Source organism: Streptomyces sp. MS19 (genome assembly GCF_047200595.1).
GTDB lineage: Bacteria > Actinomycetota > Actinomycetes > Streptomycetales > Streptomycetaceae > Streptomyces.
Genome location: NZ_JBJZOH010000011.1, coordinates 18,046 through 33,842 on the forward strand (window position 1 = coordinate 18,046; position 15,797 = coordinate 33,842).

11 protein-coding genes and 1 tRNA gene are annotated in these 15,797 nt (G+C 71.8%); 5 read left to right on the plus strand and 7 right to left on the minus strand.

Translation table 11 applies throughout. The annotated features are described in order from the left end of the window. Positions 1-193: 193 nt before the first annotated feature. Genes ACL02R_RS13715 through ACL02R_RS13730 form a run of 4 tightly spaced genes read left to right on the plus strand, consistent with a single transcriptional unit; the run spans position 194 to position 4,332 of the window. Complete coding sequence (locus ACL02R_RS13715; RefSeq protein WP_412797162.1) at positions 194-943, plus strand: (5-formylfuran-3-yl)methyl phosphate synthase; 750 nt, start codon at positions 194-196, stop codon at positions 941-943. Between the two features lie 13 nt (positions 944-956). Further along, positions 957-2,354, plus strand: coding sequence for an aldehyde dehydrogenase family protein (locus ACL02R_RS13720; protein ID WP_412797163.1), 1,398 nt, complete (start codon positions 957-959; stop codon positions 2,352-2,354). Beyond that, positions 2,351-3,457 (plus strand): NAD(P)-dependent alcohol dehydrogenase, encoded by a 1,107-nt coding sequence (locus ACL02R_RS13725; protein WP_412797164.1) that lies wholly within the window; start codon positions 2,351-2,353, stop codon positions 3,455-3,457. The genes ACL02R_RS13720 and ACL02R_RS13725 overlap by 4 nt, the downstream gene beginning before the upstream one ends. Further along, positions 3,454-4,332: a class I SAM-dependent methyltransferase gene (locus ACL02R_RS13730; RefSeq protein WP_412797165.1), complete on the plus strand. Its 879-nt coding sequence runs from the start codon at positions 3,454-3,456 to the stop codon at positions 4,330-4,332. Before ACL02R_RS13725 ends, ACL02R_RS13730 begins: the two co-directional genes overlap by 4 nt. A gap of 71 nt (positions 4,333-4,403) precedes the next feature. Here the strand turns inward: ACL02R_RS13730 and ppdK are convergent, their stop codons facing one another. The 4 genes from ppdK to ACL02R_RS13750 form a co-directional block, all read right to left on the minus strand. Beyond that, complete coding sequence (ppdK, locus tag ACL02R_RS13735) at positions 4,404-7,148, minus strand: pyruvate, phosphate dikinase (protein WP_412797166.1); 2,745 nt, start codon at positions 7,146-7,148, stop codon at positions 4,404-4,406. A gap of 660 nt (positions 7,149-7,808) precedes the next feature. Continuing rightward, on the minus strand, positions 7,809-9,335 hold the full coding sequence (locus ACL02R_RS13740) for an ABC transporter substrate-binding protein (protein ID WP_412797167.1): 1,527 nt from the start codon (positions 9,333-9,335) through the stop codon (positions 7,809-7,811). A 22-nt stretch (positions 9,336-9,357) separates the two neighbouring features. Further along, positions 9,358-11,226: a hypothetical protein gene (locus ACL02R_RS13745; protein ID WP_412797168.1), complete on the minus strand. Its 1,869-nt coding sequence runs from the start codon at positions 11,224-11,226 to the stop codon at positions 9,358-9,360. A gap of 524 nt (positions 11,227-11,750) precedes the next feature. Further along, positions 11,751-11,824: transfer RNA gene (locus ACL02R_RS13750), tRNA-Gly, on the minus strand. A gap of 137 nt (positions 11,825-11,961) precedes the next feature. On the opposite strand from ACL02R_RS13750, the gene ACL02R_RS13755 reads away from it, so the two are divergent. Then, entirely contained in the window at positions 11,962-12,159 is a 198-nt protein-coding gene (locus ACL02R_RS13755; RefSeq protein WP_412797169.1) for a hypothetical protein, read from the plus strand. Here the strand turns inward: ACL02R_RS13755 and dcd are convergent. Genes dcd through ACL02R_RS13770 form a run of 3 tightly spaced genes read right to left on the minus strand, consistent with a single transcriptional unit; the run spans position 12,113 to position 15,597 of the window. Further along, positions 12,113-12,688, minus strand: coding sequence for a dCTP deaminase (gene dcd / locus ACL02R_RS13760; protein ID WP_412797170.1), 576 nt, complete (start codon positions 12,686-12,688; stop codon positions 12,113-12,115). The genes ACL02R_RS13755 and dcd overlap by 47 nt on opposite strands. A gap of 33 nt (positions 12,689-12,721) precedes the next feature. Beyond that, on the minus strand, positions 12,722-13,399 hold the full coding sequence (locus tag ACL02R_RS13765; protein ID WP_412797171.1) for a YIP1 family protein: 678 nt from the start codon (positions 13,397-13,399) through the stop codon (positions 12,722-12,724). Positions 13,400-13,401: 2 nt separating this feature from the next. Beyond that, positions 13,402-15,597, minus strand: coding sequence for a (Fe-S)-binding protein (locus ACL02R_RS13770; RefSeq protein WP_412797172.1), 2,196 nt, complete (start codon positions 15,595-15,597; stop codon positions 13,402-13,404). Positions 15,598-15,797 lie beyond the last annotated feature (200 nt).

Genomic DNA, 15,797 nt, shown 5'->3' on the forward strand with positions numbered 1-15,797 from the left:
CACGCACGGACCGGCCCGCGCATCTTCACACACATGCGCCCGGCGCACCGCGTGTCGGCGAGCGCTCCCCGGAGACACCGCACGCTCTACCGGTCCCCCCGGACGGCGGAAAGGATGAGCACACCGCACCTCGACAAGGTCGTCCGCGCACCTGCGCCCCGGGCAGGCGGACATGCGGTGGAAGGAGCCCACGGTGTTGCTTCTCATCTCCCCGGACAGCGTCGAGGAGGCACTCGACTGCGCGAAGGCGGCCGAACACCTCGACATCGTCGACGTCAAGAAGCCCGACGAGGGCTCGCTCGGCGCCAACTTCCCCTGGGTCATCCGGGAGATCCGCGACGCGATCCCCGCCGACAAGCCCGTCTCCGCCACCGTCGGGGACGTCCCGTACAAGCCCGGCACGGTGGCCCAGGCCGCCCTCGGCGCGGTCGTCTCCGGCGCCACGTACATCAAGGTCGGCCTCTACGGATGCACGACGCCCGGCCAGGGCATCGACGTCATGCGCGCGGTCGTCCGGGCCGTCAAGGACCAGCGCCCCGAAGCCCTCGTCGTCGCCTCCGGCTACGCCGACGCCCACCGGATCGGCTGCGTCAACCCGCTCGCCCTGCCCGACATCGCCGCCCGCTCCGGCGCCGACGCGGCCATGCTCGACACGGCGGTCAAGGACGGGACGCGGCTGTTCGACCACGTCCCGCCGGACGCCTGCGCCGAGTTCGTACGGCTGGCGCACGCGTCCGGTCTGCTCGCCGCCCTCGCGGGCAGCGTCAAACAGGCCGACCTCGGCCCGCTGACCCGCATGGGCACGGACATCGTCGGCGTACGCGGAGCGGTCTGCGAGGGCGGCGACCGCGATGCAGGAAGGATTCAGCCGCACCTGGTGGCGGCCTTCCGGGCGGAGATGCACCGGCACGCCCGGGACCACGCGGCCGACGTCCCCGCCTGACCCGGCCACCGGCATGCCGCCCCCCGAACGCGCCCCCGCCGCGCGTTTCCCCGTCGCCGACCCGGCCACCGGCGAGGCCTTCGACGAGGCCCCCGACCAGCACCCGGACGAACTGGACGCCGTGGTCGGCCGGGCCCACCGGGCCTGGCACGGCTGGCGCGCCGACCCCGCCGCCCGCACCACCGCGTTGCGCCTGGCGGCCGACACCGTCGAGTCGGCCGCCGACCGGCTCGCCCGGCTGCTCACCCGCGAACAGGGCAAGCCCCTCGCCGAGTCGCACGCGGAGACCGCCCGCACGGCCGCCCGCCTGCGCTACTTCGCGGACCTCACCGCCCCCGAGACCCGGCGGATCACCGACGGCAGGCCCGTCCACAGCGAGATCCGGTGGCGGTCCGCCGGACCGGTCGCCGCGATCGTGCCGTGGAACTTCCCCCTCCAACTCGCGGCGGCGAAGTTCGCGCCCGCGCTCGCGGCGGGCAACCCCGTCGTCCTCAAGCCGTCCCCGTACACCCCCCTCGCCACCCGCCTGCTCTGCTCCCTCCTCGCCGACGCCTTCCCCGAGGATGTCCTGACCGTCGTCACCGGCCGCGAGCCCCTCGGCGCCCGCCTCGCCGCCCACCCGGGCATCCGCCACGTGACGTTCACCGGCTCGGTGCCCACCGGGCGGGCCGTCGCCGGAGCGGCGGCGGCCTCGCTCGCCCGCGTCACCCTCGAACTGGGCGGCAACGACGCCGCCGTCCTGCTGGACGACGCCGACGTGGACCGGATCGCGGACCGGCTGTTCTGGGCCGCGTTCCGCAACTGCGGGCAGGTCTGCATGGCGGTCAAACGCGTCTACGCCCCCGCCCGGCTCCACGCCGAGGTCGTCGAAGCACTCGCCCAGCGCGCGAAGGCCGTCACCGTCGGGCCAGGACTCGACCCCGCGACCCGCCTCGGCCCGCTCAACAACGCCCCGCAGCTGGCCCGCGTCGAGAGCATCACCGCGCAGGCCCTCGCGGACGGCGCGCGGGCGGCCGCCGGCGGCCACCGGCTGGACCGGCCCGGCTGGTTCTTCGCCCCCACGGTCCTCACCGGCGTCCCGCCCGGCAGCCGCGTGGTGACCGAGGAGCAGTTCGGTCCGGTGCTGCCGGTGCTGCCGTACCGCGTTCTCGACGAGGCCGTCCACGCGGCCAACGGCACCGGCTTCGGCCTCGGCGGCTCCGTGTGGGGCACCGACCTCGACCGCGCCCAAGCGGTCGCCGAACGGCTCGAATGCGGCACCGCCTGGATCAACCACCACGCCGAACTGTCCCTCGCCCAGCCCTTCGCGGGCGCCAAGGACAGCGGCGTCGGCGTCGCGGGCGGACCGTGGGGCCTGTACGGGAACCTCCGGCCGTTCGTCGTCCACCGCCCCCAGGAGCCGTGCGGATGAGATGCAAGGCGGCCGTACTGCGGTCGTACGAAGGCCCGTTCGCGGTCGAGCACGTGACCCTGCCCCCGGAACCCGCCGCCGGGGAGATCCTGGTCGGGATCGCGGGCACCGGGATGTGCAGGACCGATCTCGCGGTCCGCCGCTCGGCCGGCCGCAGCCCGCTGCCCGCCGTGCTCGGCCACGAGGGGGCCGGGGTCGTCGTGCGGACGGGCGGCGGCCCGGACGGCGCGATCGGCGTCGGCGACCACGTCGTCCTCAGCTTCGACTCCTGCGGACACTGCCGCAACTGCCTCCGCGCCGCACCCGCCTACTGCGAGTCCTTCGCCGCCCGCAACCTCTTCGGCGGACGCCGCGAGGACCCGCCGCGGCTCACCGACGACGCCGGGAGAACGCTGGCCCCCCGCTGGTTCGGCCAGTCCTCGTTCGCCGAGTACGCGCTCGTCCCGGCCCGCAACGCCGTCCGGGTGGACCCCCAACTGCCCCTCGAACTGCTCGGACCGCTCGGCTGCGGCTTCCTCACCGGCGCGGGGGCCGTGCTCAACACCTTCGCCCTCGGCCCGGACGACACCCTCCTCGTCCTCGGCGCGGGAGCCGTGGGCCTGGCCGCGGTGATGGCGGCGACCGCCGCCGGTGCCCTGACCCTGGCCGTCGACCGGCATCCCCAACGGCTCGACCTGGCCGCCCGCTTCGGCGCCATCCCCCTGCCCTCCACCACGCCAGGACTGCCCGAACGCATCCGCCGGCTGACCGACGGCGGCGCGGCGTACGCGCTCGACACCACCGCCTCGCCCGCGCTCATCAACGACGCGCTCCTCGCCCTGCGCCCCCTCGGCGTCCTCGGCCTGGTGGCACGGCTCCACACCCCGCTCCCGCTCGACCCCGGCACGCTCGACGGAGGCCGCAGCATCCGCCACATCTGCGAAGGGGACGCCGTACCCGGCCTGTTGATCCCCCTGCTGACCGGACTGTGGCAGACCGGACGCTTCCCCTTCGACCAACTGATCCGCACGTACCCGCTGGCCGACATCAACGAGGCCGAACGCGACTGCGACGCGGGCCGCGTGGTCAAACCCGTCCTGCTCCCGAACAGAGGAAGCCCATGACCTCACCACACCCCGAGCTGGAGGGCGTCGGCCTGACCGCCCTCCTGGTCGCCGCGGCACGGGCGATCGAGGCCCACCGCGACGACGGCCTGGCCCGGGACGTCTACGCGGAGCACTTCGTACGCGCGGTTCCGGCGTGCGCGGACTGGCCGGTGCGCATCGAGCAGGTCCCGGACGGCGACGCCGACCCGCTGTGGGGGCGCTTCGCCGGCTACTTCGCCCTGCGGACCAGGGTCCTGGACGACTTCCTCCTCGGCGCGGTCCGCACGGGCGCCCGCCAAGTCGTCCTGCTGGGCGCGGGCCTGGACACCCGGGCCTTCCGCCTTGACTGGCCCTCCGACTGCGTGGTCTTCGAGATCGACAGGCCGGGCGTCCTGGCGTTCAAACACGACGTCCTCACGAGTCTGTCGGCCATCCCCCAGGCGAAACGCATCACCGTACCGGCCGACCTGTGCGACGACTGGCCCACGGCACTGACCACCGCCGGCTTCGACCCGGCCACCCCGAGCGTGTGGCTGGCCGAAGGAGTCCTCTTCTACCTGCCGCCCGCCGCCGAGACACGCATCATCGAGACGGTGCACCACCTGACCACGGCAGGCAGCGCTCTGGCCTTCGAAGCCAAACTGGAGAAGGACCTCCTCCAGTACCGCGACAGCACGATCTACACGTCAACACGGCAGCGACTCGGCATCGACCTCCTCGCCCTCTTCACACGCGACCCCCGCCCCGACTCGACCGGAACCCTGACCTCCAGAGGCTGGTCCACACAGGTCCACACCCCCTTCGACTTCACCCACCACCACGGCCGCGGCCCCCTCCCCGAACCGAACGACGCCCTGGAGGGCAACCGCTGGGTCTTCGCCCACAAACCCTGACCCGCACGAGGCGGACGGGCCGGCCGGTGAGGGTGGGCCGGGGCGGGGGCTCGGCAGGGGTGGTTCCGGGGTCAGGCCGTGGTGTCCGTCTGCGGGTTCGCGGCGGCGCGGGCGGCCTCCAGGCGGGCGACGGGGATGCGGAAGGGGGAACAGGAGACGTAGTCGAGGCCGACCTCGTGGAAGAAGTGGACGGACTCGGGGTCGCCGCCGTGCTCGCCGCAGACGCCGAGCTTGAGGTCGGGGCGGATGGCGCGGCCGGCGCGGGCGGCGTCGGCGACGAGCCTGCCGACGCCGTCGCGGTCGATCGTCTCGAAGGGCGAGACGCCGAAGATGCCCTTCTCCAGGTAGGCGGTGAAGAAGCTCGCCTCGACGTCGTCGCGGGAGAAGCCCCACACGGTCTGGGTGAGGTCGTTGGTGCCGAAGGAGAAGAACTGCGCGGCCTCGGCGATCTGCCCGGCGGTGAGCGCGGCGCGCGGCAGCTCGATCATCGTGCCGAGCGAGATGCCGAGGGCGGTGCCGGTCGTGGACTCGACCTCGGCGATGACCTTCTCGGCCTCCTCGCGGACGAGTTCCAGCTCCTGGACGGTGCCGACGAGCGGGATCATGATCTCGCCGCGCGGGTCGCCCCCGGCCGCGCGGCGGTGCGCGGCGGCCTCCGCGATGGCCCGTACCTGCATCGTGAACAGGCCGGGGACGACGAGGCCGAGGCGGACGCCGCGCAGGCCGAGCATCGGGTTCTGCTCGTGGAGGCGGTGGACGGCCTGGAGGAGGCGGAGGTCGTTCTCGTTGGCGTCCTCGCGGGACTCCGCCAGCGCGACGCGTACCGACAACTCGGTGATGTCGGGGAGGAACTCGTGCAGGGGCGGGTCGAGGAGGCGGACGGTGACGGGCAGTCCGTCCATCGCCTCGAACAGCTCGACGAAGTCCTGCTTCTGGAGCGGCAGAAGCTGCTTGAGGGACCCCTCGCGCTCCTTGTCGGTGTCGGCGAGGATCAGCGCTTCGACGAGCTTGCGGCGTTCGCCGAGGAACATGTGCTCGGTGCGGCACAGTCCGATGCCCTGGGCGCCGAAGCGGCGGGCGCGCAGCGCGTCGGTGGCGTTGTCGGCGTTGGCGCGCACGCGCAGGCGGCGGGTGCGGTCGGCGTAGGCCATGACGCGGTGGACGGCGGCCACGAGTTCGTCCGCCTCCTCGGCCCCGGCGTGCATCCGGCCCTCGAAGTACTCGACGACGGGCGAGGGCACGACGGGTACCTCGCCGAGGTGCACACGGCCGGTGGAGCCGTCGATGGAGACGAGTTCGCCCTCCTCGACGACGGTGCCGCCCGCCGTGGTGAACCGGCGGCGCTTGGTGTCCACCTCCAGCTCCTCGGCGCCGCAGACACAGGTCTTGCCCATGCCCCGGGCGACGACGGCGGCGTGCGAGGTCTTGCCGCCGCGTGAGGTGAGGATGCCCTCGGCGGCGAGCATCCCGTCGAGGTCGTCGGGGTTGGTCTCGCGGCGGATGAGGATGACCTTCTCGCCGGAGCGTGACCACGTGACGGCGGTGTACGAGTCGAAGACGGCCTTGCCGACGGCGGCGCCCGGCGAGGCGGCGATGCCGCGCGCGACGCACGTGGTGGTGGCCTTCTCGTCGAAGCGCGGGAACATGAGCTGCGCGAGCTGTGCGCCGCTGACGCGCTGGAGCGCCTCGGCCTCGGTGATGAGGCCCTGGTCCACGAGCTGGGTGGCGATACGGAACGCGGCGGCGGCGGTGCGCTTGCCGACCCGCGTCTGGAGCATCCAGAGCTTGCCGCGCTCGATGGTGAACTCGATGTCGCACAGGTCCCGGTAGTGGTTCTCCAGGGTCGCCATGATGCCAAGGAGCGCGTCGTAGGAGGTCTTGTCGAGGGTCTCCAGGTCGGCGAGGGCGACGGTGTTGCGGATGCCCGCGACGACATCCTCGCCCTGCGCGTTCTGGAGGTAGTCGCCGTAGACGCCCTGGTGGCCGCCGGCCGGGTCGCGGGTGAAGGCGACGCCGGTGCCGGAGTCGGAGCCGAGGTTGCCGAAGACCATGGAGCAGACGTTGACGGCGGTGCCGAGGTCGTGCGGGATGCGCTCCTGGCGGCGGTAGAGCTTGGCGCGGTCGGTGTTCCACGAGTCGAAGACGGCGTGGATCGCGAGGTCCAGCTGGTCGCGCGGGTCCTGGGGGAAGGGCCGCCCGGCCTCGCGGACGACGAGCTTCTTGTAGCGTGTGACGAGCTTCTTGAGGTCGGCGGCGCCGAGGTCCATGTCGCTCGCCGCGTTCTTCGCCTTCTTCGCCGCCTCCAGCTCCGCTTCGAAGAGTGCGCCGTCCACGCCGAGGACGGTCTTGCCGAACATCTGGATGAGGCGGCGGTACGAGTCCCAGGCGAAGCGCTCGTCGCCCGCCTGCGCGGCGAGCCCGGCGACGGAGGCGTCCGAGAGCCCTATGTTGAGGACGGTGTCCATCATGCCGGGCATGGAGAACTTGGCGCCGGAGCGGACGGAGACGAGGAGCGGGTCGTCGGTCCGGCCGAGCTTTCTGCCCATCGCGGCCTCCAGCGCGGCGAGATGCGCGCTCACCTCGGCGCGCAGGGCCGCCGGTTCCGCGCCGCTCTCCAGGTATGTCCGGCACGCCTCGGTGGTGATGGTGAAGCCGGGCGGGACCGGCAGCCCGAGGTTCGTCATCTCGGCGAGGTTCGCCCCTTTGCCGCCGAGGAGGTCCTTCAGGTGGCGGTTGCCCTCGGTGAAGTCGTAGACGTACTTCGGCGTCCCGGCTCGGCCGCCGGCCTCGGGGTGCTGCTGCTGTGTGGTCGACACGGGACCGGCTCCCTCACGCTCGCTGCCCTGACGGCGAGGAACTTACCCAGATCCAAGGCGATCCGGCACCAGGACCGGTAGGTCCACCGGCCGCAACACGCCGCTCGCCAGGGGATCGAAAGCGGCGGGCAGGGCGGGGGCGGCGGAGCTCCGCGCTTCAAGGCTTTGAAGCGGGACGTGAAGCTCGGCTCCATTCTGCTCATATGAGCGGAGGTTCATCTCATCTGTGTTCACTTCCTTGAAGTAGCCACGACTGGCACTCGGTGCCACCCTTCGAAAGATGAAAACCAAGACTTCCGCTCATCTGAGATGCCCACTTCTCATATGTGGCGCGAATCACGTGCCCTCTCGGCCTTTCTGCCCACGATGTGAGACGCGCGGCGCGGAGCCGAGAGGGCGCAGGCCGGGGAGCGGCGCGGGGGCGACACCGAGTGCCAGGACGCGTCAGGGCGGGGTCGGTGCTCACACAGCGTGTCCAACGTGCCGGAAGTCCTCGAACACGAAGGACAGAGCCCGGCCGCCTGAGGACAGACGTCAGCGAGGTGGGAGCCAGGGCGTGACCCCGCCGGCCGCCTCACCGTCCGGCCCGGCCCGCCGGGGGATTCGCGGCATCCCCCGGCGCGGGGAACAAGCACCGGGCTCCGAGGACGAGAGCCGAGCTCAGGGCACCGGGGTGGTGTACAGCTCGGGGCGTGTCGGGCCGGGTGGGGTCTCGATGATCGGGACGGGTTTGCCGCCCGGGTCGCCCTGGCGGTCGGTGGTGAAGTGCAGCGTTCCGCTGGCGGCCTCCACCGCGTTGCTCAGATGCAGCAGGAACAGCGCGTCCTCGACCCGGGCGCTGGTCATCGGGGACTGCGGGTCCTGGGCGTGGCTGACCCGGACGGCGCGGATGGCGGTCGCCATCGCGTCGTGGTTGGCCACGGCGTACCCGTCCGCCAGGGCCGCCGGCACGTCCTCCACGTACGTGATGTGCGTGTCGTACTGCTCGAAGAAGCCGCGGAACCCGGGCGGCGCGTCCGCATCGGGGCCGAAGCCCCGGGCCCAGGCCGGGTCCATCGCCGACGCCTGGACGATGGTGATGTTGTTCTCGGCGAGGCGCGCTTCCTCCTCCACACTGACCACGGGGCCGGTCTCCACGAAGAGCAACGCCATCGGCTCGTCCCGGCAGGCGCGGCTGTGCAGGGATTCGACGAACGCGTGCAGGTCGCCGGTGCGGCCTGCGAAGAGCACCATGTCCGCCGCGGCCTGGCAGATGTTCCGCACCGCGGCGTCGAACAGGGCGGCCGGGGCGTCCCGGTCCACCGTGGTGCCCTGGAAGGGCTGGGCCGGGTTGGTGCCCAACTCGTCGGCCATCAGCGCGCGGAACGCCTCGGTCAGGGTGGCCACGTGCAGGTCGGGCTCGTTCTCGTCGTAGACCAGGACGGCCTCGTTCAGCTCCTCGTGGTCCCGCACGTACTGGCGCAGCGCCGTGACGAAGTCGGTGTTGCTCGCGGTGACGCGGATCAGGCCGGGGACCGTCGCGGAGTTCAGCCCGTCCGCGCTGGCCGACGAGGCGACGACGGGGATGCCGTGGTCCGCCAGCCGCTCGGCGGCGGCCTTGCTCTGGTCGGTGCTGATCGACAGGCCGACCACCGCGACCAGCGGTTCCGCGTCGTCGGCCATCGACACCAGCCGGTCCACCGCGGGCTCCCACTGCTCGTGCCGGCTGCCCACGTTGGCGAGGTGCAGCTGGATCTGCGGCGCGGGATCGCCGAGCTGCCGGGTCTGGTTGGCTCGCATCTGGGCGGTGTACGCGCCCTCCAACGCGTGCAGGACCCGCCGCGGGGCCTGCGGGCCGGTGTCGTCCGGGGTCAGCGTCGCCAGCAGCCCCACTTTCACGTACGCGTCGCCCTGCTCCGCCACCCGGTCGTTCTCCGCCTTGATCAGCTCCTGGACCTCGCGGAACCGGTCGGCCAACTCGTCGTCGCCGGTGGGCAGGAACGCGGGAGAACCGTCCGTGACCCCGAGACACTCGTCGCCGCGCCGCGTCAGGTCGGCGCCGCCGCAGTCGAGCCGCCCCGGCAGCCACACCACCAGGAAGGCGGCGACCACGGCGACGGTGACGCCCACCGCCAGCAGCAACAGCCTGGTGCCGCGGCGCGGAGGGTTCGGGAACTCGCCGCTGCGGGCCGCACGCGGGAAGGACATGCGCTCTCCTCGGACATCGGCGTCAGGTCCACCACTGCGCCTGCTGCTCGTACTCGGACACAGCACGCTGAAGTGCCACCAGACCGTCCGGCGACTGCGGGGCCAGGGCGCTCAGCGTGCTGGCGATCTGGGCGTAGAGGAACTCCCGGGACACGCCGCACAGCGGATCGTGGACGATCCGCAGCGCGGCCAAGAGGTGAACGACCTGGGTGGCCGTGGCGTCGAGGGAAGCGGTCGGCGTGCCGTTCACACACTCGTGGAACAGGGTGTAGGGGTCCCACAGATGCCGCTCCGCCGAGCCGAGGGGTGCGGCCGCGGTGGCGCGCAGCAGGTCCAGCCACTCCTGGCCCGGAGCGGTCGGCAACAGCCGGGCCAGCTCAAGCGCCACGTCTGTCAGCTCGTCCATGGCCAGCCGGTGGTACAACTCCCCGGCGCGGTCGCCGCGCTCCCGGCAGAAGTCGCGCAGCCGCCGATGCACGGTCGTCCAGTCCGCCGGATGGTCCGGCGACCTGGCGGCCAGGCGGCGCAGCAGTAACTGGCGCAGCACCGCCGCACCGGTCTCGCCCTCGGTCGCCCAGGGCGCCGCCCGCCGCACGCGGTCGCCCAGGATCGCGTCCACCAGATCCGACTGGTGGCTGAGCCACAGCCCGGTGGTCTCGTCCCGGGCCGCGGCGCAGGTCGCCAGGGCGGCGGCCATGGGCTCTTCGGCCGCCCCCAGCCGGAACAGCAACCACTCCTCGGCGGTGGCGTCGGGACCGGGGGCGCCGGGGGCGGTGGCGGGCGGCATGGTCGCGGTCATCTCGGCGGCCGGCACGGGCTGGACGAGTAACTGCCCGACGCCGTCGGCCGGATAGGGCGGGCGCGCGGCGACCGTGGCCAGGACCCCGACCGCCTCGGGATGGCCGGTGGTGAAGTCGTGCACGAGCCGGACCAGCCGCCGGTTCACCCGGCCGCGGTTCGAGGCGCCGTCCATGAGGTGCTGGATGTCCGCCCGCGTCAGATCCGGCAGCCGGTAGCGGAGCCAGGCCGGGTACCCGTCGCCCGGCTCGCGTGAGCCGCCGGCCATCTCCTCCAGCCGGGCCACCGGCCCCTCCGACATCTCCGGGATCGAGCTCCGGCCCGTGACGACCACGGTCAGCGGTTCGGTGCGGTCCGCCGACTGGAGCGGAGGACGTGCCTCCAGCAGGCGGCGCAGGAAGACCCGGCCGGTCGGCTGGTCCGCGTTGTCGAGCAGGAGCAGTGGGGTCTGGAGCCCGCGCACCCGCCGCGGGCAGTCCCGCAGATCGGCCAGGAACGCCTCGCAGAGCAGGCCCGCCACCCGGTCCCGGGCCGCCTCGCCGTGCGGGCCGGCCGGGTCGTTGCGGGCTTCCCGCGCCCAGGCGTTCAACTCGACCAGGGTGTCCACGGCCTTGTCGGTCAGCCCGCGGTCCCGGTGTCCGAACCACCGTTGCGAGCGGCTGGTGAAGGTGAAACCCACCAGCGCGGCCAGCGCGTTGAGCGGTAACCGCAGCAGCGCGACGAGGAAGCCGAGCTGGATCTCCACCTGCGGCGGCTCACCGGTGATCTCGCGCAGGAACCGCTGCGGCCAGTTCCCGCTGCGCCGCTGCCGCAGCAGCTCGGACACCGCCTCGCGCGCCCGCTCGAAGTCGTAGAGGTCGAGGTTCTGTTCGAGCACGAGCAGACCGATGAGCAGCCGGGGGAAGCGGAGTCTGTCGTACCGCGGCCGGTACCGGGTGAGCTGCCCGGCCAGGGTGGACAGGGTGTGCGGGATGTCGTCGTGCCGGGGCTCGGCGAAGTCGACGCGCCCGTACGGCACATGCTGGTCGAGCCGGGCGGCCAGGTCGTCCAGGAACAGCGTCTTGCCGCTGCCGTGTCCCCCTTCGAGGAACACGATGGGACGGTGGTGCTCCGATGGCAGTGGGTAGGACGGCTGGATCAGCGCGTGTACCCCCTGGACCGCCGCCTGTCGCTCGAAGACCGGCTGTCTCGCCCCCGCCATGTGATCCCTCCGGTGCCCGCCGGCACAGGTCGACTGACGTCCCATCACCCTAGCGGCGCCGCCGTCGCGTGACAGGCTTCGGGCGACTCTGTGGCGATACGGTGACTTACCGGTGTCTTCCGCCGACGGACACCCGGGGGACGGATGGTGCCCCTGCCTGCTGGTACGCCTTCGGCCGCGCGGAACCCGGATGGTCACGGGGCGCGGACGCGGCCGGCGCCGGTCGCGCCCGCTGCACAGCAGGACCGCGGACCTCCGCCGCCCGGGACTTCGTCCGGAGATCGACGGAGCCCTGCACGCACCCGTACCGGCGGAAGAAGTCGGCCAGACCACTTCCGGCACGCGGCATCGAAGGGGCCCCGGTGAAGACAACGGCCCAGGCTGGGGATCATGTCCCTGACCTGGGCCTTAAGCGTTGGAGCGGGCGACGAGAATCGAACTCGCGCTCTGAGCTTGGGAAGCTCATGTTCTACCATTAAACTACGCCCGCGTCGGACGGTGCTGTGCAGCGTCCGGGATCACTTTACCCCATCGAGGCGGGGGTGGGACAGCGCGGAGTGGCGGCGTGGGAGTGGCCTGTGGGTCCCCTAGGGTGGCGGTCGTCGTCGAGCCGGGGAGAGGGAAGCGTTGCAGATCGCTGTCACCGTTGTGCGCTGTGCCGAGGGGCACGAGTTCGGTACCACTCGGTTTCCCATGCAGCAGTTGGGGAGTGAACGGATTGGTCCGGGGCGGTTGTTGAGGTGTCCCCGGTGTGCGCGGTTGCGGAGTGCCGTGCCGGTCAGATCGATGTCCGGTGGAAGTTCAGGTACGAACGTGACGGCGTAGGGCCGCGCTGGCCCTGGTAGCGGGAGCCGACCCCGGCCGAGCCGTAAGGGCGTTCGGCCGGGGAGGTCAGCCGGAAGAGGCAGAGCTGGCCGATCTTCATCCCGGGCCAGAGTTTGATGGGGAGCGTCGCCACGTTCGACAGCTCCAGCGTGACGTGGCCCGAGAAGCCCGGGTCGATGAAGCCGGCCGTCGAGTGCGTCAGCAGGCCGAGGCGGCCCAGGGAGCTCTTGCCTTCGAGCCGGGACGCGAGGTCCTCCGGGAGGGTGATGACCTCGTATGTGGAGGCCAGCACGAACTCGCCCGGGTGCAGGATGAACGGCTCGTCGGCCGGGGGCTCGATGGTGCGTGTCAGCTCCGGCTGCTCCACCGAGGGGTCGATGTGGGGGTACCGGTGGTTCTCGAACACCCGGAAGTAGCGGTCGAGGCGGACGTCGATGCTGCTCGGCTGGATCATCGACTCGTCGAAGGGGTCGATGCGCATGCGGCCGAGGTCGATTTCGGTCCGGATGTCCTTGTCTGACAGAAGCACGGACCCGAGGCTACCCGAGGCGGCCGGGGCCGGTCAGATCGTCCCCAGCTTGATGAGCATCAGCAGGGCGAGCAGCTGCACCACGGAGGCGCCCAGCGCCCGGGGGCGGCTGATCTCGTGGGAGGCGCTGACCATCAGCGTGAAGAGCGCCCCGGCGCCGAGCCACGTCGCCCAGCCGACGACCTGCACGAGGGGCGCGCCGCCGCCGAGGAAGAGGGCCAGGGCGAGGCGCGGTATGTCGGTGACGCACATGATCAGCATCGCCAGGCCCGCCGTGGGCGCCCAGATGCCGTTGCCGCCGAACTGGCGCGCCAGGTTGTGCGTGACAGTGCTGAGGACGAGGGCGCCGAGGACCATCGCCACGCCCGTCCCGATGAGGTAGGGCGCGACGGTGGAGGCGGTGCTGTCGAGGACGGTGTCCCTGGCGTCCTCCAGGCCGAGGACGGCGAGCATGCCGTACAGGAACGTGACGATCAGCGCCGGGACCCACATCTGGTAGTCCCGCATCCGCATGAACGTGTCCTGCGGGCGCGTGACGATGCCGGTCAGCAGCTGCCGCCACGGGAGCGGCGGCAGCGCGGGCGGCTGCGGCGCGGGGCCGGTGTCCGGGCCGGGCGGCGGATAGGCGTAGCCCTGGTCCGGCGTGTTCGGGTACGGCTGCTGTCCGTACGGCGAGTACTGGTCGTCGGGCTGTCCTGTGTATCCGGCCACGCCTATGAACGTACCGCCTCCGGAGTGGTGTGGTCGCCGGGGAGTGCCTCCGTCCGGACGGATTCCAGCAGGAGTTGCGCCACATCGACCACGCGCAGGGACTCCTTGGCGGCTTCGGCGCTCTTCTTGCCGTTCACGGAGTCGCTGAGCATGACGAGGCAGAAGGGGCAGGCGGTGGAGATGATGTCCGGGTCGAGGGAGAGGGCCTCGTCCACGCGCTCGTCGTTGATCCGCTTGCCGATGCGCTCCTCCATCCACATGCGCGCGCCCCCGGCGCCGCAGCAGAAGCCGCGCTCCTTGTGCCGGTGCATCTCCTCGTTCCGCAGGCCGGGGACCTTGCCGATGATCTCACGGGGCGGGGTGTAGACCTTGTTGTGGCGGCCGAGGTAGCAGGGGTCGTGGTAGGTGATCAGGCCCTCGACGGGGGTGACGGGCACGAGCCTGCCCTCGTCCACGAGGTGCTGGAGCAGCTGGGTGTGGTGGACGACCTCGTACGCGCCGCCGAGCTGGGGGTACTCGTTGGCGATCGTGTTGAAGCAGTGGGGGCAGGTGGTGACGACGCGGGTGGCGCCCGCCGCGTCGAGGGCCGCGACGTTCTGCTCGCCGAGCTGCTGGAACAGGAACTCGTTGCCCAGGCGGCGGGCGGAGTCGCCGGTGCACGCCTCGTCGCCGCCCATGATCGCGAACTTCACGCCCGCGATGTGCAGCAGCTCGGCGAACGCCTTGGTGGTCTTCTTGGCGCGGTCCTCCAGGGCGCCCGCGCAGCCGACCCAGTAGAGGTACTCGACGTCCGCGAGCGACTCGACGTCCTGGCCGACGACCGGCACCTCGAAGCCGACCTCCTTGGTCCACTCCAGGCGCTTCTTCTTGGCGAGGCCCCAGGGGTTCCCCTTGCGCTCCAGGTTCTTCAGCATGGTGCCGGCCTCGCTGGGGAAGGCCGACTCGATCATGACCTGGTAGCGCCGCATGTCCACGATGTGGTCGACGTGCTCGATGTCCACGGGGCACTGCTCGACGCAGGCGCCGCAGGTCGTGCAGGACCACAGGACGTCGGGGTCGATGACGCCCTGCTCCTCGGCGGTGCCGACCAGCGGCCGGTCCTGGGCGGGGAGGGTGCCGGTGGCGGGGGTGTCCGGCGTGGCGGCGCTCGCGCCGGCCAGCAGGTAGGGGGCCGTGGCGTGGGCCTGGTCGCGCAGCGACATGACGAGCAGCTTGGGGGAGAGGGGCTTGCCGGTGTTCCACGCGGGGCACTGCGACTGGCAGCGTCCGCACTCGGTGCAGGTGGAGAAGTCGAGCAGGCCCTTCCAGGAGAAGTGCTCGATCTTCGAGGCGCCGAACCGGGTCTCCTCGCCGCCCTCCTCCTCGAAGACCGTCTCGAAGTCGATCGGCTTGCCGCCGGACGTCATCGGGAGCAGGGCGCCGAGGGCCGGGGCGCCGGACGCGTTCCGCTTGAACCAGATGTTGGGGAAGGCGAGGAAGCGGTGCCAGGCGACGCTCATGTCGACGCGGAGGCCGACCGTGATGGCCCAGACCATGGTCGTCGCGAGCTTGATCATCGCGACCAGGTAGACCAGCGTCTGGAGCGTGCCGGTGGAGAGGCCGTCGAACGCGGCGACCAGCGGGTAGCTGACGAAGTAGGCCGCCTCGTATCCGTCGATGTGGTGCAGGGCGCCTTCCAGGCCGCGTAGCAGCAGGATGCAGACGCCGATGGTGAGGATGACGTATTCCACGAAGTACGCCTGCCAGGCCGTGGAGCCGGTGAAGCGCGACTTGCGCCCCGGCCGGGAGGGGAGGCTGAGGAGCCGGATCACGATCAGCGTGAGGATGCCGAGCGTCGTGCCGGCGGCGATGAACTCGACGTACACCTCGTAGGGCAGGAAGCCGCCCAGCACCGGCAGTGTCCAGTCCGCCGCGAACAGCTGGCCGAACGCCTGGACGATGGTGAGGCCGAGGGTCAGGAAGCCGATGGCCACGAACCAGTGCGCCACGCCGACGACGCCCCACTTGTTCATCCGGGTGTGGCCGAGGAACTCCCTGGCCAGGGTCAGCGTGCGCCGCCCCGGCTGGTCCGTCCTGGTGCCCGCGGGAACGGGGGCGCCCTGGCGGATCACACCCACCAGCCGTACGACGGCCCGGCTGATCAGGGCGACGGCGACCGCGGTGAGCACCAGCGAGACGATGATCGCGGCGAGTTGCATGAGACGGCTCCTCGGGACGGCAGCGTGACCCGGCGGGTTGGTGAGGGAGTGAGGTGGGCGGGCAAGTTTTACTAGGTAGTAACTTATCCCATCGGTCGTCCCTTACGCTGCCCACTTTGGTCTAGGTCCTTTCGGGCGAAGGTATCGGCAGATCATTCCCAAAGTCACAGGCCTCAGGGCCCGGACGCGCACGATGGGCA